This window comes from Amycolatopsis rhabdoformis (genome assembly GCF_035918295.1).
Classification (GTDB): Bacteria; Actinomycetota; Actinomycetes; order Mycobacteriales; family Pseudonocardiaceae; genus Amycolatopsis; species Amycolatopsis rhabdoformis.
Window position 1 is genome coordinate 5,862,618 of sequence record NZ_CP142149.1, and the last position, 21,326, is coordinate 5,883,943.

Here is a 21,326-nt window from a genome sequence, read left to right on the forward strand (position 1 = left end):
GCGCGCGACCAACGCCGAACCGGGTCGCGCGGACGACCCTGACAGTGCGACGGCGCGCACCCACACAGCGGTCTCGCAGCCACCCCGAAGTACCCGGCACCGCGGACCATTCGCGACCGACAGCCGGCCCGAACGGCCGCGAAGGTGGGCAGCGCCACGAAACCGGACACCGCGGTCCGGGCGCCTCAGACGACGGCACACGACCAACGCCGAACCAGGCCGCGCGGACGACCCTGACAGTGCCACGGCGTGCCCAGCGAGCGGTCTCGCAGCCACCCCGAAGTAGTCGGCGCCGCGGACCACTCGCGACCGACGGCGGCCTGCCCGGGCGGCCGCCAAGCTGCGGCAGCGCCCGAAACCCGACACCGCAGCCCGAGCGCCTCAGACGACGGCACACGACCAACGCCGAGCAACGTCACGGATCACCGGCTGCCGCACACCCACGCCGCGAATCCCCGGCTCCGCAGCGCCGACGTGCCAACCCCCGGCCATCACCTCCTCACCACCAGGTGATCACCCCCTCATCCAGAACCGGCAGCCGTCGCCGCAGGAGACCATGCCGCCGTCGCCGGAAAGGCACATCAGCCGAACAATCCGTTCAGAGCCCCGAAATCCATCGCCGAGGACAGTTCGTCGTACGTGCCGCCGGTCAGCATCTCCTGCGTGGCGCGCAGGGCGACACCGTAGGCGGCCTGGGCGAGAGCCGTCCCGACGGTGACGCGGCGGACGCCCGCGGCGGCGAACTCCGCGACCGACGGCGCGCCCGCCCACGCCATCACCGCCACCGGGATCGGGGACGCCGCGGTGAGCTCGCCCAACGCCTCCAGATCGACCAGACCCGGCACGAAGATGCTGTCCACACCGGCCTCGGCATAAGCCGTGGCGCGCGAAAGGACGTCGGCGAGCCGGCCCGAAGGCTCGCCGACGCCGAATAGGAAAACGTCGGTCCGCGCGTTGATCCACAGCTCCGGCAAACCCGCCTCGTCCGCCGCCGAACGCGCGGCCGCCAGCCGAGCCGCCTGCTCCGACGGCGAGAACAGCGTGAGCGTGCCCGCCCGCGAGTCCTCCAGGTTCACCCCCACCGCGCCGGCGCCGAGGACCTCTGTGACGGTGGCGGCGACGTCTCCGGGATCAGGGCCGTAACCCCCCTCGATGTCCGCACTCACCGGCACCGAGACGGCGGCGGTGATCTGCCGGATCGCTTCCGTCATCTCGGCGCGGCTCAGACCCTGCCCGTCGCCGTGGCCGCGGGCCCACGAGACGCCGCCGCTCGTGGTGGCGACGGCCGGCGCACCGGCGTGTTCGAGCACGGCGGCGCTGCCCGCGTCCCACGCGTTCGGCAGCACGACCATGGGCTGCGCGTGCAGTGCTCTGAACGCCTTTGCCTTGTCCCGCAACGATTCCATCCTGTCCCTCCCGGGGTCTGATCCGATGAGGAGGACGCTAGCAGCGGGCACCGACAAAAACTCAGCGCAGCGAAATCTCGCTCAGGTCGATCGCCACCATCACCGTCTCGCCGCGGTACGCGCGCCGCCGCGTCGGGAAGCTCAAGCCGGCGAACCGCTCGTGGTCGTCCGTGTACTGCACGCCCGGCAACCCACCCGCGATGTCGACGTGATAATCGTGGCGCCGCACCAGAAAGTCCGGCCCGAAGTAGAAGCGCTGCACCCGCGAATGGCTCGCCACCGACTCCGGGAACGTCGCCTCCAGCACCTCCCACCGCTCGCCGCCCTCCCACACCGGCTCGGCCTCGACGACGGAAAACCCTTCACCCGCCAGGAGGAACGGAGTGGTGAGATACGTCCACAACGCGTACCCGTTGAAGTACGCGCGGTGCAGCGGGTCCCACGGAGTCGTCAACTCGTGCCCCTCGAACGACTCGCGCGGGTTGTCCCGCGAAGCCACCACCGTGCCGTCCAGCTTCTCGATCGCGATGCGCTCCGGCGTGAAGTGCGTGCGCTGATCTGGCGCACCGAAGGGATGCAACGAAGCTTCCTCACGCACGAGCGAAACCGTCATCCGCCGCGGGTTCGGGTCCTGCACGAGGCCCTTCAACCCCCAGAACTCACCGCCGGTCACGATCGTCGCGGTCACTTCGCTGAACTGCCGCCAGCGCGCCAGGCCGCCGTGGGCGTCGAGAACCTCGTCGAGCAGCGACATCTCAGGCCGCCAGGTCGAGGACGATCCGGAAGCGCGCCTGGCCCGCCAGCATGCGCTCGTACGCGGCCGGCGCCTCGGTCCACGGCACGATCTCGTTCATCGGCCGCACGCCGCGGTCGGTGGCGAACGCGAGGCTGTCCTCGTTCTCGATCGACGAGCCGGTGAGGCTGCCGGTCACCGTGCGCGTGCCGAAGATCAGGTCCGACGTCGTGATCGACAGCGGATCGGCAGCCGCGCCGACCACCACCAGGCGCCCACGCGGAGCGAGCCCCGCCGCCAGCGGCGACATCGACGCGCCACTCGCGGCCGTCGCGACGATCGCCGCCGCCCCGCCCAGTTTCTGCAGCGCCGCACCGGGATCGCCCGCCGTGCTGTCCACATACTCGTCCGCACCGAGCCGCGCGGCGAGCTCGGCCTTGTCCGTACCGCGCGCGATCGCCGCGACGCGGTAGCCCAGCGCCTTCGCGTACTGCACGCCGAGGTGGCCCAGCCCGCCGATCCCCTGGATCCCGACCAGCGAACCCGGGCGCGCGTCGAGAGTGCTCAACGCGCTGTACGTGGTGATGCCGGCACACAGCAGCGGTGCGGCGTCCGAAGAGGACAGTCCCGCCGGGATCCGGACCAGGCCGCTCGTGCGCGCATAGGCGTACTCGGCATAACCGCCGTCGACGTTCGTGCCGGTCCACGGCTGGTCGGTGCAGTTCACGAAATCACCGCGGCGGCACGAATCGCACTCGCCGCAGTGCCCGCCCAGGTACCCGATGCCCACGCGCTCCCCGACGTGCCACGCCCGCACGCCCTCGCCCACGGCATCGATCACGCCCACGATCTCGTGCCCGGGCACCACCGGCCGGCTCGGGTCGGCGCGCAGGCCCTCGACCGCCAGCACGTCGGAGTGGCAGACACCGCAGTACTCCACCTTCACCCGGACCTGCCCGTACGACGGCGCGACCAGCTCCCTCTCGCTCTGCGCGAACTGCCGCGACCCGGTGACTTCCAGCGCTCGGTAAGTTGTCATGAGTTGAATATGACCGGTCGTCTTAGAATCTGTCAACCCGCCGACCGACATTCGCCCTACGCGTTTTTCAGGGCAGGTCGAAGCCCAGTTCCTTCGCCGCCTCGGCCGCCGTCACGTGCGCCCACCGCTGGGCCACCGCCTCGTGCGTCGACAACGACCGAAGCTCCGCGCGGTCGAGGTACAGCACCCCACCCAGGTGGTCCGTCTCGTGCTGCACGATGCGCGCCGGCCAGCCCGCGAACTCCTCGTCGACCGCCGCGCCCGTCTCGTCCTGCGCCTGCAGCCGCACCCGCAACGGCCGCGCGACCACGGCCTGCCAACCACTCACGCTCAGGCAGCCCTCGAAGAACGCGACCCGCTCTTCGCCCAACGCGGTGTATCGCGGGTTCACCAGCACACGGAACGGCAGCGGCACGATCCCCCGCGCCTCACGCACCTCGGCGGGCGTGTTCGGCCGCTCGGCGTCCTCCACCACGGCGAGCTGCACCGGCAGCCCGATCTGCGGCGCCGCCAGACCGACGCCGGGCGCCGCGTACATCGTCTCCCGCATGCCCTCGATCAGCCCGGCGAGCGCAGCTTCGCGCAGCTCACCTTCGTACGGCGCCGCGACCGCACGCAGCACCGGGTCACCGGCCTGGACGATGGGCCACGGAAGCGGCTGGGCGAGCAGTTCGTCCACCAGGTCGGCAAGCACGCGCGGGGGCACCTTCCTACAGCAGGGAGCCGAACACGACGTCGAAGAAGTCGTCCAGCGGGGCGACGCTCTTGGCCACCTTGGTACGGATGATCGCACCCTCCCACGCGTCGAGCACGAACCGCCCGAGCACCTCCGGGTCGCGGTCCGCGTCCACCTCGCCCGCGGCCTGCGCCTGGCGGATCGAGTCGGTGATGCTGTCGGACCAGTGCCCGAGGCTCTCCCCGACCTGCCGGCGGATCACCGGGCTGTGGTCGGCGCGCTCGGACCCCATGTTGCCGATGAGGCAGCCGCGGGTGAACTCGTTGTCCACCAGCACGTCGCGCATCACGGTGAACCGCGCGCGCAGCGTGTCAAGTGGGCCGAGGTCACCGTGGTCGGCGCGCCAGCCGGAGCTTTCGGCGTAGCGCGCGACGACCTCGGCGCCGAGGTCTTCCTTGCTCTTGAAGTGGTTGTAGAACGAGCCCTTCGGCACGCCGGCCGCCCGCGTGATGGTGTCGACCGAGCACGCGGCGAAACCGTAGCGGTGGAACTCGGTGACCGCGGTCTCGACGATCACCTCACGAACACTGGCACGAGGCATCCCGCGATTATATGACCGGTCGTCTCGGCTGTCGACCAACCCGAAACGGCGGACGACCCGCGCGGGCGAGCCGGCCCCGCCGTCCGGCATGCTGGACCTCGTGGCCTATGACGTGAACGCGATCCGCAAGCACTTCCCCGCCCTCGCCGAAGGGGCCGCGCACTTCGACGGACCCGGTGGCTCGCAGGTGCCGGACGTGGTCGGCGAAGCCGTGGCGGGCGTCCTCTGCTCCGCGATCGCCAACCGCGGCACCGTGACCCCCGCCGAGCGCCGCGCCGACGGCATCGTGCGCGAAGCGCGGCAGGCGGTGGCGGACCTGCTCGGCGCGCAGGCCGAGGGCGTGGTGTTCGGCCGCAGCATGACGCAGGTGACCTACGACTTCTCCCGCACGCTGGCGAAGACCTGGTCACCCGGCGACGAGGTCGTGGTGACCCGGCTCGACCACGACGCGAACATCCGGCCGTGGGTGCAGGCGGCGCAGGCGCGCGGGGTCACCGTGCGGTGGGCCGACTTCGACCCGGCCACGGGCGTGCTGCCGGTCGAGGCCGTGACCTCACTGCTCACCGACAAGACGCGCCTGGTCGCCGTCACCGCCGCATCGAACCTGCTCGGCACCCGCCCGGACGTCGCCGCGATCACCGCGAAGGTCCGCGAAGCCGGAGCGCTCAGCTATGTCGACGGCGTGCACCTCACGCCGCACAGCACGGTGGACGTCGATGCGCTCGGCGCCGATTTCTACGCCTGCTCGGTGTACAAGTTCCTCGGCCCGCACCTCGGCCTGCTCGCCGCCGCGCCCGCGCTGCTGGAGACGCTGCAGCCGGACAAGCTCCTGCCCTCCAGCAACGCCGTGCCGGAGCGGTTCGAGCTCGGCACGCTGCCCTACGAGCTACTCGCCGGCACCGCCGCGGCGATCGACTTCCTCGCGAACCTCGTGCCGGCCGAAGGCACGCGGCGCGAGAAGCTCGCCACGTCGCTGGCCGAGCTCGAAATCCACGAAGGCGAGCTGCTCACCCGCCTCGACAACGGGCTCGCCGAGCTGCCGAAGGTGGTGCGCCACGGCTCCCCCGACCGCGAGCGCACGCCGACGGTGCTGTTCTCCGTGACCGGCCACGAGCCGAAGGCCGTGTACGAGCACCTCGCGCAGCACAACGTGAACGCGCCGGCCGCCAGCTTCTACGCCCTCGAATGCTCACGCCACCTCGGCCTCGGCGACGCCGGCGCCGTGCGCGCGGGCATCGCGCCGTACACCACGGCGGCCGAGGTCGACCGGCTGGTCAGCGCGGTGGCGGAACTGTGACCGGGGTGCCCCGCACGGCGACCCCTCGCACGTAGACCGCGCGGATGTCGTGGAGAGCGGCGGGATCGGTGAACGGGTCGCCGCGCACCGCGAGCACGTCGGCGTCGAACCCCGGCGCCAGCCGGCCCTTGCGGTGGCCGAGCCCGCACACCCCGGCGGCCACCGAAGTCACCGCGCGGTAGGTGTCCACTGTGGACATGCCGCTGAACTCGAGCATGTGCACGGCGTAACGCAGCACGTCGGGTGGCTTGATCGGCATGATGCCCGCGTCGGTGCCGGCGGTGAGCTGCACACCGGCGCGGTGGTACGCGCGCAGGTTGGCGACGAGCGCGTCCCGCCGCGAAGCGATCGGACCCGGCAGCGGCGTGCCGTCCGGCACGACGATGCCGAGCGTCACGCCCACGGTGACGTGCCGTTCGGCGATCTCGCGCACCAGGTCCGGCGGCGCTTCGTCGACGCCGTCGGTGGTCATGAAGGTGGCGTGTTCGAGGCCGTCGACACCCGCGGCCAAGGCGTCGATCACCGGTTGGGTGCCGTGGGCGTGGGCGGTGACCGGGAGGCTCAGCCGGTGAGCCTCGGCCACGGCGGCGCGCAGCACGTCGGGCGCGAACTGCGGCACTTCGAGCCGTGTGCCGGGCGTGAGGTTGCCGCCGCTGGCGATCAGCTTGATCACGTCGACCCCGCGCTCGGCGTGCTCGCGCACGGCGGCCCGGGCGGATTCCGCCGACGTCACCTCGCCGCCGAGGTAGTGGCAGTGGCCCCGCGGCGTCGTCAGCGGCGGCCCGGCGGCCACGATCGTCGGCAGCGCCGGGTCGTCCGACGCGCGCAGCACCAGGCTCAGGTAGTCGCGGTCGCCGAGGTCGCGCACGGTGGTGACGCCGCCGTACGCGGCCTGCCGCCCGGCGGCGGTCATGGCGGCGAGCGTCTGCGCCTCGTCGCGCGCCAGCAGCGCCCCGACGGGGTCTTCACTCGCGTCGAAGGCCAGGTGCACGTGGGTGTCGACCAGGCCGGGCAGCAGCGTCGCGTCGCCGAGGTCGACGACGGTCGCGCCCGGCGGCACGGCGTGGTCGACCGAGCGCACGACACCGCCTTCGAGCACCAGCACGGGGTCGGCGACGAGTGCCGACGCGGTGCCGTCGAACAGCCGCGCCGCCCGCAACGCGAGGAGGGTCATGCCGCAATTCTGCGCCGCCCAGGGGCGACGCGCGTCTGCCCGATTGCTCAGCCGCGGTACTCAGATCCGGTTGTTCCGCGACGACCCACGCCCGGCTTCTGAGCGCGGTTGGTGAATCCCAGCTTGCCGAGGATGTGGTGCACGTGGTTCTCGGCCGTCCGCTCGGTGATGTGGGTGACGGCCGCGATCTGCCGGCTCGTGAGGCCCTGCGCCACGAGCCGCGCGATCTCCTGCTCCCGGCGCGTCAACGGCCCCGGCCGGTCCCCCGACACCTGCGCCGCCAGCCCTTCCGAACGCCGAGCCCGCGGCGTCATCCCGAGTTCGCGGCGGCCGAGCTCGCCAGTTCCGCGGCCTCCGCTCGGTCGCCAGGCTGGCGGCGCCGCGCGAGTGTCTGCGCCAGCCGGTAGCGGGAAACGACGCCGTAGGGCGGCATGCCGTCGCGGCCGCAGACCTCGATCGCCGCACGCATGTGGCGCACCGCGTCGTCGGCGAAGGGCGCGAGGCGGCGGTACACGTCGGCCGCCGCGTCGCGGTCGCCGAAGTCCGCGGCCAGCTCCGCTGTGCCCGCCCACGCGGGCAGCCCCATGAACACCGGCACGGCGTCGAGCGAGGGCAGCGAACGGTAGAGCCGCCGGGCCTCCTCGGCATGGCCGAGGTCCATCAGCAGCCGCGCGGCGAGCGGCCGGAATTCGCCGGGCTCGCTGTACGGCGGATCGTCGGGCAGCGCCACGAGCGCGGCGCACCATCTCGGCGGCCAGCCGGCTCTTGCCCACGCCCGGATCGCCGGCGAGCAGCACGGCGCCTCCGGTGCCGTCGGCTGCGGCCCGGGTCAACCCGTCGAGCACGGCCGGCTCGTGCTGCCGCCCGACGAAGCCGGCTTCGTCCGTGTCCCTTCCCCCAGGCGGTGTCTGCCCCATGGCTCGGCACCGCCGTGAGGAGCGTGTCAGTTTCGCCGGTTTCGGGTCCTCCGGGCCCGGGCGGCTCGCGTTGACCGGCTGAGTTCCGTTGTGGAACTCTCGGGGTCATGAGCATCGACGTCGTGGCCGCCGAAGCCGTCACCACCGTGACGATCAACCGCCCGGACAAGCGCAACGCGCTCACCACGGCGATGTACTCGGCGCTGGCCGAGGCGCTGGAGACCGCGGGGACGCCGATCGTCGTGCTGACCGGGGCCGGCGGCACGTTCACCGCCGGCAACGACCTCGGCGATTTCCTCGCCCACGACGAGGGCGGCGGGGACAACACGCCCGTGCGGCGGTTTCAGGAAGCGCTGCTCACGACCGGCGCCGTGGTGGTCGCGGCGGTCGACGGGCCGGCCGTGGGCATCGGCGCGACGCTGCTGCTGCACTGCGACCTCGTGTACGCGACGGAGAGCAGCTACCTGCAGTTCCCGTTCACGTCGCTGGGGCTCGTGCCGGAGTACGGCAGCAGCTTCGCGCTGCCGCGCCGGGTCGGGCCGCAGCGCGCGGCGGAGCTGCTGCTCTTCGGCGACCGCGTGCCGGCCGCCGAGGCGCACCGGCTGGGGCTCGTGAACGAGGTGCTCGCGGACACCGCGGCGCTGCAAGCCCGCGTCGCCGAGCGCACGGCCGCGCTGGCCGCGCAGCCGCGGACCGCGCTCGCGTTGACGCGCGAGCTGCTGCGCGACACCGGGGACACGAGCGTGCGCGAGCGGATGGACGCGGAGTCCCGGCACTTCGGCAAGCTGCTGCACGACCCCGAGACCGTGGCCAACCTGCGCGCGAAGCTGGGCCGCCGCTAGCCGGTGCGGCGGCGGCGCTTCTCCACGGCGCCGTCCAGCAGCGGCCGCAGCTCTTCGACGATCGCGTCGAGCGGGGCCACGTCCTGGTCGGCGCGCGCGAGCACGAGGGCGCCTTCGAGCGAGCTGATCATCAGCACGGCCAGCGACGCGGCCCGAGTAGCGGATACGCCCATTTGCTCGAGTTCCGCCACGAGTGGTTTACGCCATTCGGCGAACGCGGCGGCCGCGCTCTCCCTCAGCTTTTCGCTCAACGCCGCGGAATCGGCGACCGTGGCCACGATCGGGCAGCCGGACCCGAATCCGCGGTCGGCGAATTCGGCGCGCCACGGCTGCACCATCGCGGCGAACAGGTTGCCCGGCGTCGCGTCTTCCATCGATTCGGCGCCCCGGCGCACGCGGCGCGCCGCGTACCGCCCGGCCCACTCGACGGCCTCGCCGACGAGCTGCTCCTTACCGCCGGGGAAGTAGTGCTGCAGCGAGCCCCGCGGCGCGTTCGCGTGGGCCACCACGTCCCGCAGGCCCGTACCGGCGACGCCCTGTGTCCGCAGCAGCTGCGCGGCGCTGAACACCATCCGCTCCCGCGCCGGCCTCTCCGATTCCGCCACCGACGACCTCCTTCATGACACCGGTCATGCTAGTGGGCAGGACCCGTTCGAACTCCTTCTCGCCACGCTCGAACGCCGGAACCGGCCCGAAGCCGTGGGCGCGCAGCAGCCCCTCGGCCGCCGCGTTGCCGATGCGCACGGAAGCGTGCAGCGTCCAGCCGGCCCGGCACGGGTCTTCGACGAGCCGGCGCACGAGCGTGCTGGCGATGCCGCGGCGGTGCCAGGCGTCGGCCACGAGCACCCCGAGCTCGGCGCGGCCGTCGCCGTCCGGCACGAGGTTGACCAACCCCACCGGCGCGTCGCCGATCTTCGCGACGAGCGCGGTACCGGCGAGCAGGAACGCGCGGTAGCGCACCAGGACCCACTCCGGATCCGGCCGCCCGGGCAGCGTGAAGCGCCACGCGAGGCTCTCGACCGAGCACGCCCGCACGAGGCGTTCGACGGTCTCGGCGGTGGCCGGCTCGACGATTATGACAGCTGTCATACATCCAGGGAAACACGTCGCGCGTGATCGACTCACTATGACGGCCGTCATAGTGAGTCGTCACCCTGCCGACACGGCGGCGCCCGGCGTAGCCCACAGCGCCCAGTGGAACGGTGGCGCGTGACCGGTTCCGGGTATTGCGATTTCACTTCCCGTGTCCGCCATCACCCGGTGCGCTGAAAAGTGGCGCCAATTCATGCGCGAATGGCCATCTGTCGCGGCGTGAGCCTCATCGGGTGAAAACGGTTCCCGAAACCCGCCGGACTCGTGATTCTTCCCTATCTTCTAATGGAATCTCCGAAAACCGTGCGCGAAGGGGACGAGGTCATGACCCAGTCGATCGAGGCTCCGACGAAGGAATTCAGCGTCGACTGGGAGATGGAGGGAAACGACGGCGGCCGCGTGAACGTGATGCTGTCGGGTCAGGTGAGCCTGCTGGACGGCAACCGCTTCTACAAGGTCGACGGCGTGCTCTACATCGCCGAGGGCAGCGAGTTCTGCCGCGAGGTGGGCAACCCGCGGCTGTCGGTCCGGCGCAACGGCGTGGAAGCCAGCGGGCGGCACTGGGGCTGGGAGACGATCAGTTCGCGCAAGAGCGCCAACCGCCTCTGCACGATGGACGGCTACTTCGTGCGCACGGGTTACTGGGCCCCGGCCGACCGGTCGATCCAGTTGAGCATCGTGGCGGAGCACGGCCTCTCGCGACGCAAGTCCTACAGCACCACGGTGACCGTGCGGCTCGTCGACTGAGCCCCGTTGTTTCCGGGCTCGTCATTCAACGCGTGGCGAGCATCCGGCAAGTCGATCACAACGCGAAGTGACGGCGTTCACCCACAAGTGGAGTGGCGCCCTTGAGCGTGCTGAGGAACACACCGTTTTCCCAGGAAAACCAATGAAAACGTTGTGCTGGACACAGCGCGCGCGGGCGTGTAAGAGGACCATGGAGCTCATGCGGAACAAGGCCCGGGCTGGCAGACCACCTCTACCCCTCACCCGATTCCTGCGACGAGTGGGCTTCTTGAGCAATCCCCTCGTGCGGCGCACTGATCGCGTAGAGGGACTCCTCGTCGGAATCGCGGTGGTCGTGTCGCTCGTGGCACTCCCGTTCGTGATCATGCTCGCCAAGGCCGACGTGTCGCACGAAACGGCGGCGTCCGACGCGCAGCTGAAGACGCGCCACCAAGTCACCGCGACGGTGGTCGCGACCGCGCCGAAGCCGGCGTCGGTCGGCGACAGCGCGCCGATCGCCCACAGCTCTCGTGTCACGGCCACATGGCGGCTGGCGAACGGCTCGCCGCAGACCGGTGTCGTCACGGTGCCCGCGGGCGCCGGCAACCCCGGTTCGCAGGCGCCGATCTGGCTCGACAGCGACGGCAAGCAGACCACCGCACCCCTCACCCACGCCGACGCCGTGACCAACGGCGTGCTCGTGGGCACCTTCACCTGGCTGTGCGCGATCGGCGTGCTGGCCGGTGGCTTCTGGATCGCCCGGCGCGTGCTCGACCGCCACCGGTCGGCTCGCTGGGCTGCCGAATGGGCCCAGTTCGCCGGCCCGGAGGCAGTGCGCTGAAGCCGGCTGCCTCCGGGCCCGGCCGGCGGACCGGCGGAGCGACACCCCCAGCGCCGCCCCGGAGCGGTACAACGCCACCGCTGAGCCAGAAGGATCGAGTTAACTAACAGCTAACTCGACCTGCTCACAGTGTTGTGTAGGGTCACCCTGATTGTCAACTGTCAGCTAATCTGGGATAGTCGACCTAGCTGAGAGCAATCAGTCGCTGACCGGAGGGGGCGGACATGTCCAGTGACTCGAGCGAAAACACTCGGCCGACGTTGGCCTCTCGGCTCGACGACCTGTTCCGGACCGTGCGGCCGCAGGGCAAGCACTGGACGAACGCCGAGGTGGTGGCCGAGCTCAAGCGCGAGTCGCCGGAGCTGAAGGTCGGGTCGGTGTACCTGTCGCAGCTGCGGTCGGGCAAGCGCACCAACCCGTCGCAGGAGCTGCTGGCGGCGCTGGCGAAGTTCTTCGGCGTGTCCGTCGCGTACTTCTTCGACGAGAAGGTGGCCGGCGACGTGCTGAGCGAACTCGCCGCCCTCGAAGCGATGCGGCAGGCGGGCGTGCGCGCGGTCGCGATGCGCGCGGCGGGCATGCGCGAGGAGAACCTGCAGGCGATCACCACGATCATGGACCAGTACCGCCAGATGCAGGGCCTGCCGCCGGTGAGCGACGAGGCCGCGGGGTGAGCGTGGCCGAGGACCGCCGCGACCAGCTCAAGCGCATGCGCGAAGAAGGCGCCCGGCGCATCGCCGAACTGGACCTCCCGGAAGGCTGCGACCTCCCGACCCTGTGCGAACGCCTGGGCACCCTTCGCGAACGGCCCATCACCCTCGTGCCGATGCCCATGCCGGCCTCCCACCCGTGCGGCATGTGGGTCGCGGCGCAACAAGAAGACCTCATCTTCTTCGACGCCAACACCACCGGCGCACACCAGGAGCACATCATCTTGCACGAGCTCGGTCACATCATCTGCTGCCACCGCGGCTCCGGCCTGCTCGACGACGACAGCGCCCGCTCCCTCTTCCCCAACCTCGACCCGGACATCGTCCGCGACATGCTGATGCGCGCCACGTACGACGACGTGCAGGAGCAGGAGGCGGAGATCATCGCGTACCTGCTGTCGGAGCGGATGGGGATGGTTCGGGCTGCCGCGCCGTCGGTGGTGCCGGCGGAGGAAGAGAAGCCGATTGATCGGATTGAGCGGATGTTGTTGTAGGGCTTGGGTTTTCGGTGGTTGAGGCGGTTTGGTCTTCACTCGATGAGGTGGGGACAACTACCCGGGTCTGGGGTGGCTCGGCCGAAATTGTCGGGGGTGGCGGATAGACTGGGCAAGGGCCGTTCCCCCTGAGGAGGGCGGCGGTTTGTCTCTCTCCTCCCGGCGGCCGGAGCAAAATACCTGCAGCTGGGTGAGGCTCCTTGCGAACGTCTCAGCCGTGCCGAGTTCGGAGGGCCGTCATGAGCCGCGAAGACAGCGATGAGGCCTACGTGCTCGACCTGTGCGACGAGGTTCTGGGCGAGCGTGGCCGGCGGCAGGCGCGGTTCGATTGGCTTCTCGGCGACATCGGACGAGACGGGCGCGCGCGCAAGTTGCCGGTCGACGGGTACTGGCCGGGCCACGAGTTGGTCGTGGAATACCGGGAAGTCCAGCACGATCAGCCAGTCCGGCACTTCGACAAGCCGGACCGGCTCACCGTCAGCGGAGTGCATCGCGGCCGTCAACGCGCGCTGTACGACCAGCGCCGGGACGAGCAGATCCCGGCCCATGGGCTGCGCTTGGTGATCGTCAGGCCGGCCGAGCTGTCGGCCAACAGGAGAGGTCGGTTGCTCCGCGACCGAGAAGCCGACCTGTCTGCTCTGCGGGTGAAGCTCAGCTCTCTCGCAATCGGGTGAGTTCGCGTGCGACCGTCGCGACCGTGTACTTCAATTGGTCGGCTTCGTGGTCGCTCGTCAGGAAGAAGCGCAGGCGCGTCTGGGATTCGTCGACGGCCGGGTAGAGGATCGGGTCGACGATGATGCCGTGGTCGTACAGCGTGGTGGCGAGGCGGAGTGTGGTGGTGGAGTCGCCGACGACGCAGGGGACGATGGGGGTCGCGGAGGCCGAGCCGGTGGGCAGGGCGGCGGCGCGGGAGAGCTCCAGGAAGAGCCTCGAGTTGACGCGCAGGCGCGCGAGGCGGACGGGTTCGGCGCGCAGCACGCGCAGGGCCGCCAGGGAAGCCGCGGCGTTGGCCGGCGTGAGGCCGACGCTGTAGACGAAGCCCGGCAGTGAGTAGCGCAGCCACTGGATCGTGCGGGCGGAGCCGGCGAGGTAGCCGCCGCAGCCGGCGAGGGACTTGGACAGGGTGCCCATCCAGAGGTCCACATCGGACCGGTCCACCGAGTAGTGCTCGCCGACGCCGGCGCCGGTCGCGCCGACGGTGCCGATGCTGTGCGCCTCGTCCACCATCAGCAGGGCGCCGTAGCGCTTCTTGAGGTCGATGAGGCCCGGCAGGTCCGCGAGATCGCCGTCCATGCTGTACGCGCCCTCGACCACGATCAGCACGCGCCGGAAGCGCGCGCGGGTGCGGCGGAGGATGTCGGCGAGCTGGGTGACGTCGTTGTGCGGGAAGGGGCGCCGCGTCGCGCCGGAGAGCGCGCAGCCCTGCAGGATGCTGTCGTGGGCGAGGGAATCGTGGATGACGAGGTCGCCGGGGCCCACCAGGTGGCCGATGGCGCTCACGTTGGTCGCGTGGCCGCTCACCAGGGCGAGGCAGTCGTCGGTGCCGAGGAAGGACGCGAGTTCCGTTTCGAGCTGCCGGGTGAGGTCGCGGTCGCCCGCGAGGAGGCGGCTGCCGGAGACCGAGGTGCCGTAGCGTTCTACGGCGTCGTGCACCGCGGCGGTCACGGTGGGGTGCCCGGAGAGGCCGAGGTAGTTGTAGCTGGAGAACGACAGGAACTCCCGCCCGCCGACGGAAGTCGTGCTGGTCATCCGGCCCTGGTGCTTGCGGAAGTACGGATTCGCCACGCCCAGGTCCGAAAACTCCCGCAACCGCGCGTCGATCGCGGCGGCCTCGGGGAAGTCGTCGATCGACGCGGTGGCCGGATCGAAGGCGACGGTCTCCGGAGCCGGCGGCATCCGCACGGCACGTGTTCCCGCCACGGCAGGCGTGACGGCCGCCGGTGTCATCGGCACTGTCGCGGAGGGCGAAGTCCTGCCTGCCGCAGCCGGCACGGTCCCCGGCACCAAGGGCGCAGCCCCAGGAGCGGTCAGGCCAGCCTCATCGGGCCCGACGGCCTTCGGCACCAACGGCGCCGCCGGCGCGGTCGGGCCCGCCACGCCGGACGCGAACGACTCAGAGGGGGAAGCCGACGACAGTCCCAGGGCAGGCGCGTCAACCGCCGGTGCCGTCAGCACGGTCGCGGCGGGCGTAGCCCAGCCCGCCCCATCCGCCACAACGGCCTCCGGCGCCAAGGGCGCTACCCCAGGCGCAGTCTGGCCCGCCACACCGGACGCGAAGGCCTCAGCGTGCGACGACATCCCCGGCGCCGGAGCATCAGCCACCCCGGCAGGCGCGACAGACTCCGGCGCAGCGAGCCCGGCGTCGGCAGGCGACGCGAAGGGCACCGCCATCGGAGGTGCAGCAACCTCCGGCGCCAGCGACACCTCCGCAGCAAGCCCAGCGTCGCCGACCGACGCGAAGGGCACCGCCACCGCAGGCGCAACGACCTCCGGCGCCAGCGACACCTCCGCCGCAAGCCCGGCGTCGGCAGGCGACGCGAAGGGCACCGCCACCGAAGGTGCAACGACCTCCGGCACCAGCGACACCTCCGCAGCAAGCACGCCGTCGCCGACCGACGCGAAGGGCACCGCCACCGCAGGCGTGATCAACCCCGCCACCGCGCCGATCGTCACCCCGCGCTCCTGGTCGATCTCGAAGCGCTGGCCGGGGAAGCGCTTCCGCAGGTTCGCTTCCAGCTCGGTGAGCATGAGGGAGTCGAAGCCGAGGTCGTCGATGAGGAGGTGCGCGGCGGACAGGTCGGTGGCCGGGAAGGCGCTCGTGCGGGCGACCTCCTCGAGGACCACGGCGAGGACGTCGCGCGCGGAGGGAAGTTCCTGCGTGGCAACGGGTTCAGCGGAAGGCCGGCCACCGAGCGGCGCCAGCGCCTGCGCCTTCGCGCGCTTCGCCGCGTCGACGACCCAGTGCTCGCGCGGGCTGAGCGGGCTGGGCGGCAGGGTGCACGGCGGCGTCGCACTGAGAGTGGGCCGCAGGCCCGGGCCGGTCACGGCCAGCGCGGCCAGTTCGAGCAGCGGCAGGTCCGGCGCGGGCACCTCGGCGCCCGGTGCGACGACGCCGGCGTACGTCCCCGGTGCCAGCTCGCCCGTCTGGCCCGACTCGAGCGCCACCGAGGCCGCCATCAGTTGCGCCACGGCGCAGTCTTCGGCGACGACCGCGAGGCGTTCGGCGAAGAGGGTGCGGCGGGCCAGGGTGGCGGCGACCGTGGCCAGCGGCAGTGGCTCGCGCGAAAGCACCTCCGCGACCTCGCGGGCGTGCCGGGCCAGGCCCGCCCGGTCGCGGGCGGTGAGCAGCAGCAGCTGCGGGCCCGAAGGAGGAACCTCAGCAGCAGCGGGGAATTCCTCCAGGACCACGTGCACGTTCGTGCCGCCGAAGCCGAACGCGCTCACGCCCGCGCGGCGCGGCCCGTCCGGCGAAACCCATGGCGTCACTTCGCCCGCCACGCGCAGGCCCGCCTCGTCGAGCGCCAGGTGCCCGGCCGGCTCGAAGTCCGGCTGCGGCAGGATCTGTCCCTTGTGGACCGACAGCACCGACTTGATGAGCCCGGCGATGCCCGCGGTCCCCAGCGAGTGCCCCACCACGGACTTCGCGGCGCCGAGGTACGCCGGCGCGGCCGCGTCGCGACGTAGCTCGCCGAGGGCGTTGATCTCCACGTCGTCGCCCACCGACGTCGCGGTGCCGTGGGCTTCGAGGTAGCCGACCGAGCCGGGCTCGACGTCGGCGTCGCGATACGCGCGGCGCAGCGCCAGCAGCTGGCCCGACTCCTGCGGCATCATGCCGCCCTTCACCGTGCCGTCGTTGGACAGCCCGACGCCGCGGATCACGGCGTACACGCGGTCCCCGGCCGCCTGCGCGTCGGCCAGTGGGCGCAGCACCAGCACGCCCGCGCCTTCGCCGAGCACGAAACCGTCGGCGCGCTCGTCGAACGGCCGGCACTCGCCGGAGCGCGAAACCGCGCCGATCCGGCACAAACCGACCAGCAGGTCCGGCGTGAGCACCAGCTGCGCGCCACCGGCCACGGCGATGCGGCAGCGGCCCGCGCGCAGCGCGAACACCGCGTTGGCCACCGCGGTCAGCCCGCCGGAACACGCGGCGTCGAGCGCGTAGCTCTCGCCGTGCAGGTCGAACACCGAGCTGATCGAGCTCGGCCCCATGTTGAGCAGCAGCCCGGCCATCGCGGTGGCGTGCAGGCCGCCGACCGCCGAACCGGCTTCGGCCAGCTCGGCGCCCGCCGAGCGGCCGAACTCGCCGCCCGCCAGCTGCCGCAAGCGAAGGTGAAGCGTGCTCATCTCGCGGTAGCCGCTGTCGGACAGCGACATGATCACCGACGTGTCCTCGCGCTCGAAGCCGCCGGCCTCCCAGCCCGCGTCCTGCAGCGCCTCGCGCGTGAGGTCCACCAGCAGCCGGTGCTGCGGGTCGAGTGATCGGGCCCGGCGCGGCGGGATGCCGTAGTGGCCGGCGTCGAACTGCCCGACGTCGTCGAGCAGCGCCATCTTGTCGGAGTACGCGGCCGAGGTGTCCCGGAAATCGTCGTTGTAGAACGCGTCCCGCCGCCACCTCGAATCGGGGACGGTCCTGAGCTGTGGTTTCGGCTCACTGAGCAGATCCCAGTACTCGTTCACGTTCCGCGCACCGGGAAAACGGCACCCGATGCCGACAATAGCGATGTCCGTTCGATTTCCGATTTTGCTCGCAGCAGATCCCCAAGACGCCATGACAGAACTTCCTCGCGCCGATCGCCCACCCAGTAGGTGAGAGATTGCACCGAAGCGATCGGATTTTCAAGGGCGTCCCGGAATCAGTTGCAAAATTACCCCACCGCAGGTCAACTCACGGTAGCCGAGTGATCACGCCACCACGCCACCGTCGCCGCCGCCTGCTCGGTGAGCGGAGTGGGCTGCTCACCCGAGAATTCCGTGAAGGCACGGGAATCCACCACGAACGGGCGATCGAACTGGTAGCGCACCTCCTGCAGTTCTCGCAGCAAGGGGGAAAACGCGGCCGCCATCCGCAGCAACGGCGCCGGAAGCCGTTGTACGCCGACCGGCGGCACCCCCGCGGCTTCGCACAGCACGCCCACCATCACGCGCGAAGAACGCGCCGGCAGCGTCGGCACGTGCCACGCCTGGCCCCACGCCTTCTCCTCCGCGGCCACCCGCACCAGCGTGCGCGCGACGTCCGGGATGAACGTCCAGCTGTGCGGCGCGTCGGGGTCACCCATCACCTGCACCTTGCGGCCCTTCAGCACCGCCGGCACCACGCGCGCGCCGAGGTGCCCGCCGTCGGTCACGCCCGGGCCGAAGAAGTCCGACGCCCGCACCTCGGCCGCGCGGATCCGGCCCTGCTCGTGCAGATCGTGCAGCTGCTTCCACAACTGCACGCGCACGCGGCCCTTCGGTCCCGTCGCTTCCAACGGCAGGTCTTCGGTGAGCGGACCGTCGACCGGCCCGTAGCCGTACAGGTTCCCCAGCGCCACGAGCACGGCGCCGGTCGCCTCGGCCGCCGCGGCGGTGGCGTCGGCCAGCGGCGGCCAGTCGCGCGTCCAGCGGTGGTACGGCGGGCTGGCGCACTGGTAAATCGCGTCAGCACCCTCGGTTGCGGCGGTCAGTGCCGCGCGATCGGCGGCGTCGAGCACCACGTGCTCGAGCCCCGCCTCCTCCGGCCGGGGCGACCTCGCGATCACCTTCACCCGCTCGCCCCGTTCGGCGAGCAGCCTCGCCGTCGCCGCCCCCGCCGGGCCGAACCCGATCACCACGTGAAGACTCATGCGCCACACCATAGTCAGCCCGCTGAGCGGGAACGGCTTTTCAGGTATCCGTAACGCGGGGTTCACCGCGAACTTCTTCGGACAGATGTCCGTAAACCTCGTGGACGCCGTGAACGTCCTCGACTGTGCTGGTCATTACCAATCCGACCACAGCCACGGCGGGAACAGTCACCGACCGCGGTAACCGTCCCGTCGCGTGCCCGCCTCCTTTTGGTCGGATTGGCAAGGCGGCACCGCGATTAATCGCAAAAGGCGCCGGGCAAACCCCCGACTTCTTACTGGCCGGAGCGGCTTTTCGGCCTCTAGGCGGCCGCCGGGCGTTGGTGTAGGGTCGCCGATCATGGACAGTTCCGACAAGGATGCCTATGTCTTCGATACCCATGTCTTCTGAAGAACTCCCGCGGCTCGTCGTGCGGACCGCGCGCCGTCAGCTCGCCGAGGCCGGTGCCACCGGCCTCACGCTGCAGACGGTGGCGGTCGCCAGTGGCGTCACCGTGGCCGAGGTCCAACCTTTTTTCGCCGATCGTGACGATCTGCTCACGGCGTTGATCATCGACGCCTACAATGCCTCCGGCGAAGCCATGGAACAGGCCGATCCCGGTGAGCAGGAGACCGATCCGGGCGCGCGCCTGCTGGCCGTCACGCGTGGTCTGCGCGAGTGGTCGCTCGCGAACCCGGCCGAGTTCGCCTTGCTCTACGGCTCGCCGGTGCCGGGTTACGCGGCGCCGGAAACCACCGTGGGCCCGGCTTCGCGCACGCCGGCCGCGCTCGCCGCAGTACTGCGGTCCGCGCTCGCGGCCGGATCACTCACGCCGCCGAGCCGGCCGCTGCCGGGCCCGACGCTGGTGACCGCCGAGGCCGTCGCACTGTTTGGCGGACAGCCCGAGGCACCGTACGGCGATCTGCTCGAACGCGGAATCGTGTTGTGGAGCAACCTGATCGGCCTGTTGGTGTTCCAGGTGTTCAGCCGCACGCACGACAGCGTCGCCGACCAGTCGGCCTTCTTCGACTACGCGGTGGCCGTGGCGGCGGAAGCGGTCGGCCTCGCCGTGCCGCTCGAAGGCAGCCGGCGTGAGGCCGTGAACGCCTGATCTTTGAGTTCCACGACTGGGGTGGTCTGGTGTGAACGCGCTGAAGATCGTGCTCTTCGCGTCGTCCGCGGTGTCGTCGTACGCGGCGTTCCTGTACAAGCTCGCGTCGATCCGGCGCGGCTGGGGTGACATCGGGTACGTCACGATGATGGTGACGCTGGTGCTGCAGTGCCTCACGTTCACGATGGGGGCGGTGTCGCTCAGCGTCGTCACGTTCTTCGGCGTACAGAACCTGGCCATCCTCGTGCTGCACCTCTCGGCGGTCGCCTACTGCATCAGCGCGCAGATCCTGCTGATGCAGTGGGCGAACCCGCTCGCGGAGGTCCGGCGCGCGATCCGGGCGTGGATCATCGCCGGGGTGGTGCTGTGCGTGGTGCTCACCGCGTTGTTCTTCGTCGGCAACCGGCCCGGCACGCCCGCGTCGGCGTTCGGCACCGGCAGCAGCAACCCGGTGATCCTCGTCTACCTGTTGCTGTTCATCGTTTCGCAGGCGGTGCCGTGCGTCACGATCTACCGTCAATGCATCCCGTACGCGCGCAGCACCACGAAACCGTGGCTGCGCCGCGCGTTGCGGATGCTCGCGGTCGGCGCGGTGGTGCTGTTTCTCTACTGCGCCGCGCGCACCGTGAACATCGTGAGCCCCATGTTCGGCCTCTCGGTGGGGCCGTGGGCCATCGCCGCTTCGCTGTTCAGCGCGCTCGGCATCGTGATCGTGTCGCTGGGGCTCACCATGCCGTCGTGGGGCGGGCACGTGTCGAACCTCGTGGCGTGGGGCCGCAACTACAGCTCCTACCGCGCGCTCTACCCGCTGTGGCACTCGCTGTACGAGTCCTCGCCCGGCATCGCGCTCGAGCCGCCGTCGGGCGCCGACCGGCAATGGTCCGACCTGCACTACCGCCTGCACCGCCGCGTGATCGAGATCCGCGACGGCTGGCGCGCGCTACGCCCGTACATGGACCGCGCCGAGGCCACGCCTCCCCAGGCGAGGGACCAGGCCGTGGTCGAGGCCACGAAGATCAAGCAGGCCCTGCTCGCGAAGCACTCCGGGGTCACGCCGGCGCTGAGCCAGGACAACGGCAGCTTCGACGACCACGACGCCAAGACCTTCGCCGCGGAAGTCGAGTGGCTCACGCAGGTTTCCGCCGCGTACGGCCGGCTGAGCTGACCCCGTCGTCCGTCGTTTGTGGACGAATCGGTCAGGTCTGGACCAGTTCGGCCCGCTCGTGGGGCAGGTCGGCCAGCAGCGCTTCGCCCTTCACCAGCCACGACACGCCGAACGCGATCACCGCCAGGGACTCCAGCCACACAGTGGGGTGCAGCGACGCCGTAGCCGCGTCGAAGAAGACCCCTACGAGCACGATCAACGCCAGCGCCGCCAGGATCACCCCGCCGCACACGCGGTAGACGACGTTGCGCGCGGCCTTGCGTGAGGTCGGCGCCGGATCGTCGGACTTGGTGAACAGGAACAGGCAGAAGAACGCCAGCGTGAGGAAGAAGACCGCGGCGCTCACCTCGTGCACCACGCCGACCGCGCGCTCGGTGGCCGTGGCGGAGACCGGGCTGGTCGGGAAGAGCCCGACGCAGACGGCCGCGACCGCCGCGATGTTGCCCGCGATGTCGTCGATCCGCCCGTAACCGCGGTAGGAGACGAGGAAAACGCCGATGGCGCACAGCGTGCCGACGAAGACGTTGCGCAGGTCGCTGTAGTAGTAGCCGCTCAGGGAGCCCTGCAGGCCGCCGCCCTGCAGCAGCTCCTTGCCGATGATCACCACGAACGGCAGCGCCAGGCCCAGCACCCCGATGGCCCGGCGGAGGAAGAGGAACGAGCGCACGAGGGTGTTCACGGTTGCCTCCCCGGAATGGTCCAC

At 71.0% G+C, this 21,326-nt stretch carries 22 protein-coding genes and 1 pseudogene; 9 read left to right on the forward strand and 14 right to left on the reverse strand.

The features are described from left to right. Positions 1-581 precede the first annotated feature (581 nt). The 5 genes from VSH64_RS26865 to VSH64_RS26885 all read right to left on the reverse strand — a co-directional run bounded on the left by VSH64_RS26865 (position 582) and on the right by VSH64_RS26885 (position 4,455). Positions 582-1,406, reverse strand: coding sequence for an isocitrate lyase/PEP mutase family protein (locus VSH64_RS26865; RefSeq protein ID WP_326565472.1), 825 nt, complete (start codon positions 1,404-1,406; stop codon positions 582-584). A 61-nt stretch (positions 1,407-1,467) separates the two neighbouring features. Then, positions 1,468-2,160: a hypothetical protein gene (locus VSH64_RS26870; RefSeq protein ID WP_326565473.1), complete on the reverse strand. Its 693-nt coding sequence runs from the start codon at positions 2,158-2,160 to the stop codon at positions 1,468-1,470. A gap of 1 nt (position 2,161) precedes the next feature. Continuing rightward, positions 2,162-3,178 (reverse strand): alcohol dehydrogenase catalytic domain-containing protein, encoded by a 1,017-nt coding sequence (locus VSH64_RS26875; RefSeq protein WP_326565474.1) that lies wholly within the window; start codon positions 3,176-3,178, stop codon positions 2,162-2,164. Between the two features lie 67 nt (positions 3,179-3,245). Then, positions 3,246-3,872, reverse strand: coding sequence for a peptide deformylase (locus VSH64_RS26880; RefSeq protein ID WP_326565475.1), 627 nt, complete (start codon positions 3,870-3,872; stop codon positions 3,246-3,248). Positions 3,873-3,888: 16 nt separating this feature from the next. Beyond that, positions 3,889-4,455 (reverse strand): TetR/AcrR family transcriptional regulator, encoded by a 567-nt coding sequence (locus VSH64_RS26885; protein ID WP_326565476.1) that lies wholly within the window; start codon positions 4,453-4,455, stop codon positions 3,889-3,891. A gap of 100 nt (positions 4,456-4,555) precedes the next feature. Between VSH64_RS26885 and VSH64_RS26890 the strand changes: the two genes are divergently transcribed. Next, a complete protein-coding gene (locus VSH64_RS26890) occupies positions 4,556-5,752 on the forward strand; it encodes a cysteine desulfurase-like protein (RefSeq protein WP_326565477.1) in 1,197 nt (398 codons plus the stop codon). On the opposite strand, the gene VSH64_RS26895 is transcribed toward VSH64_RS26890, so the two are convergent. The 4 genes and pseudogenes from VSH64_RS26895 to VSH64_RS48540 all read right to left on the reverse strand — a co-directional run. Then, positions 5,730-6,926: an amidohydrolase family protein gene (locus VSH64_RS26895; RefSeq protein ID WP_326565478.1), complete on the reverse strand. Its 1,197-nt coding sequence runs from the start codon at positions 6,924-6,926 to the stop codon at positions 5,730-5,732. The two genes, VSH64_RS26890 and VSH64_RS26895, sit on opposite strands and share 23 nt — an antisense overlap. Before the next feature lie 47 nt (positions 6,927-6,973). Continuing rightward, positions 6,974-7,240 carry a response regulator transcription factor gene (locus VSH64_RS26900; protein WP_326565479.1) on the reverse strand — a complete coding sequence of 89 codons (267 nt, stop codon included), beginning with the start codon at positions 7,238-7,240 and terminating at the stop codon, positions 6,974-6,976. Further along, on the reverse strand, positions 7,237-7,656 hold the full coding sequence (locus VSH64_RS26905; RefSeq protein ID WP_326565480.1) for a hypothetical protein: 420 nt from the start codon (positions 7,654-7,656) through the stop codon (positions 7,237-7,239). The genes VSH64_RS26900 and VSH64_RS26905 overlap by 4 nt, the downstream gene beginning before the upstream one ends. A gap of 28 nt (positions 7,657-7,684) precedes the next feature. Next, a pseudogene (locus VSH64_RS48540) lies at positions 7,685-7,843 on the reverse strand (hypothetical protein); the annotation flags it as partial. 107 nt (positions 7,844-7,950) lie between these two features. Here VSH64_RS48540 and VSH64_RS26910 point away from each other — a divergent pair. Then, positions 7,951-8,685: an enoyl-CoA hydratase-related protein gene (locus tag VSH64_RS26910; RefSeq protein WP_326565481.1), complete on the forward strand. Its 735-nt coding sequence runs from the start codon at positions 7,951-7,953 to the stop codon at positions 8,683-8,685. Here the strand turns inward: VSH64_RS26910 and VSH64_RS26915 are convergent. Beyond that, positions 8,682-9,194: an LmrA/YxaF family transcription factor gene (locus VSH64_RS26915; RefSeq protein ID WP_326565482.1), complete on the reverse strand. Its 513-nt coding sequence runs from the start codon at positions 9,192-9,194 to the stop codon at positions 8,682-8,684. The two genes, VSH64_RS26910 and VSH64_RS26915, sit on opposite strands and share 4 nt — an antisense overlap. Beyond that, the gene (locus VSH64_RS26920; RefSeq protein ID WP_326565483.1) at positions 9,136-9,774 is read right to left on the reverse strand and encodes a GNAT family N-acetyltransferase; all 639 of its coding nucleotides are present in this window, start codon (positions 9,772-9,774) and stop codon (positions 9,136-9,138) included. Before VSH64_RS26920 ends, VSH64_RS26915 begins: the two co-directional genes overlap by 59 nt. Positions 9,775-10,101: 327 nt before the next feature. Here VSH64_RS26920 and VSH64_RS26925 point away from each other — a divergent pair, with 327 nt between their 5' ends. The 5 genes from VSH64_RS26925 to VSH64_RS26945 all read left to right on the forward strand — a co-directional run bounded on the left by VSH64_RS26925 (position 10,102) and on the right by VSH64_RS26945 (position 13,219). Continuing rightward, positions 10,102-10,524, forward strand: a complete 423-nt coding sequence (locus VSH64_RS26925) for a hypothetical protein (RefSeq protein ID WP_326565484.1) — start codon at positions 10,102-10,104, stop codon at positions 10,522-10,524. Between the two features lie 259 nt (positions 10,525-10,783). Further along, positions 10,784-11,344 carry an Rv1733c family protein gene (locus tag VSH64_RS26930; protein ID WP_326565485.1) on the forward strand — a complete coding sequence of 187 codons (561 nt, stop codon included), beginning with the start codon at positions 10,784-10,786 and terminating at the stop codon, positions 11,342-11,344. A 224-nt stretch (positions 11,345-11,568) separates the two neighbouring features. Next, positions 11,569-12,015: a helix-turn-helix domain-containing protein gene (locus VSH64_RS26935; RefSeq protein WP_326565486.1), complete on the forward strand. Its 447-nt coding sequence runs from the start codon at positions 11,569-11,571 to the stop codon at positions 12,013-12,015. Further along, a complete protein-coding gene (locus tag VSH64_RS26940; RefSeq protein ID WP_326565487.1) occupies positions 12,012-12,545 on the forward strand; it encodes a toxin in 534 nt (177 codons plus the stop codon). The genes VSH64_RS26935 and VSH64_RS26940 overlap by 4 nt, the downstream gene beginning before the upstream one ends. Before the next feature lie 239 nt (positions 12,546-12,784). Then, a complete protein-coding gene (locus tag VSH64_RS26945; protein WP_326565488.1) occupies positions 12,785-13,219 on the forward strand; it encodes a hypothetical protein in 435 nt (144 codons plus the stop codon). On the opposite strand, the gene VSH64_RS26950 is transcribed toward VSH64_RS26945, so the two are convergent. Both VSH64_RS26950 and VSH64_RS26955 read right to left on the reverse strand, forming a co-directional pair. Then, positions 13,197-17,315, reverse strand: coding sequence for an aminotransferase class I/II-fold pyridoxal phosphate-dependent enzyme (locus VSH64_RS26950; RefSeq protein WP_326565490.1), 4,119 nt, complete (start codon positions 17,313-17,315; stop codon positions 13,197-13,199). The genes VSH64_RS26945 and VSH64_RS26950 overlap by 23 nt on opposite strands. Before the next feature lie 110 nt (positions 17,316-17,425). Continuing rightward, entirely contained in the window at positions 17,426-18,367 is a 942-nt protein-coding gene (locus VSH64_RS26955; RefSeq protein ID WP_326565492.1) for an NAD-dependent epimerase/dehydratase family protein, read from the reverse strand. A 380-nt stretch (positions 18,368-18,747) separates the two neighbouring features. Here VSH64_RS26955 and VSH64_RS26960 point away from each other — a divergent pair, with 380 nt between their 5' ends. Then, positions 18,748-19,458, forward strand: a complete 711-nt coding sequence (locus VSH64_RS26960; RefSeq protein ID WP_326565494.1) for a TetR/AcrR family transcriptional regulator — start codon at positions 18,748-18,750, stop codon at positions 19,456-19,458. Positions 19,459-19,489: 31 nt separating this feature from the next. Continuing rightward, complete coding sequence (locus tag VSH64_RS26965) at positions 19,490-20,623, forward strand: MAB_1171c family putative transporter (RefSeq protein ID WP_326565498.1); 1,134 nt, start codon at positions 19,490-19,492, stop codon at positions 20,621-20,623. Between the two features lie 31 nt (positions 20,624-20,654). Here the strand turns inward: VSH64_RS26965 and VSH64_RS26970 are convergent, their stop codons facing one another. Next, on the reverse strand, positions 20,655-21,302 hold the full coding sequence (locus tag VSH64_RS26970; protein WP_326565500.1) for a DUF998 domain-containing protein: 648 nt from the start codon (positions 21,300-21,302) through the stop codon (positions 20,655-20,657). Between the last annotated feature and the right edge of the window lie 24 nt (positions 21,303-21,326).

Bases quoted from the DNA above. Each gene is read 5' to 3' on its own strand.
- VSH64_RS26865 (WP_326565472.1), bottom strand. From the start codon at position 1,406: ATGGAATCGTTGCGGGACAAGGCAAAGGCGTTCAGAGCACTGCACGCG.
- VSH64_RS26870 (WP_326565473.1), bottom strand. From the start codon at position 2,160: ATGTCGCTGCTCGACGAGGTTCTCGACGCCCACGGCGGCCTGGCGCGC.
- VSH64_RS26875 (WP_326565474.1), bottom strand. From the start codon at position 3,178: ATGACAACTTACCGAGCGCTGGAAGTCACCGGGTCGCGGCAGTTCGCG.
- VSH64_RS26885 (WP_326565476.1), bottom strand. From the start codon at position 4,455: ATGCCTCGTGCCAGTGTTCGTGAGGTGATCGTCGAGACCGCGGTCACC.
- VSH64_RS26895 (WP_326565478.1), bottom strand. From the start codon at position 6,926: ATGACCCTCCTCGCGTTGCGGGCGGCGCGGCTGTTCGACGGCACCGCG.
- VSH64_RS26900 (WP_326565479.1), bottom strand. From the start codon at position 7,240: ATGACGCCGCGGGCTCGGCGTTCGGAAGGGCTGGCGGCGCAGGTGTCG.
- VSH64_RS26910 (WP_326565481.1), top strand. From the start codon at position 7,951: ATGAGCATCGACGTCGTGGCCGCCGAAGCCGTCACCACCGTGACGATC.
- VSH64_RS26920 (WP_326565483.1), bottom strand. From the start codon at position 9,774: ATGACAGCTGTCATAATCGTCGAGCCGGCCACCGCCGAGACCGTCGAA.
- VSH64_RS26925 (WP_326565484.1), top strand. From the start codon at position 10,102: ATGACCCAGTCGATCGAGGCTCCGACGAAGGAATTCAGCGTCGACTGG.
- VSH64_RS26935 (WP_326565486.1), top strand. From the start codon at position 11,569: ATGTCCAGTGACTCGAGCGAAAACACTCGGCCGACGTTGGCCTCTCGG.
- VSH64_RS26945 (WP_326565488.1), top strand. From the start codon at position 12,785: ATGAGCCGCGAAGACAGCGATGAGGCCTACGTGCTCGACCTGTGCGAC.
- VSH64_RS26950 (WP_326565490.1), bottom strand. From the start codon at position 17,315: ATGGCGTCTTGGGGATCTGCTGCGAGCAAAATCGGAAATCGAACGGAC.
- VSH64_RS26955 (WP_326565492.1), bottom strand. From the start codon at position 18,367: ATGAGTCTTCACGTGGTGATCGGGTTCGGCCCGGCGGGGGCGGCGACG.
- VSH64_RS26960 (WP_326565494.1), top strand. From the start codon at position 18,748: ATGTCTTCTGAAGAACTCCCGCGGCTCGTCGTGCGGACCGCGCGCCGT.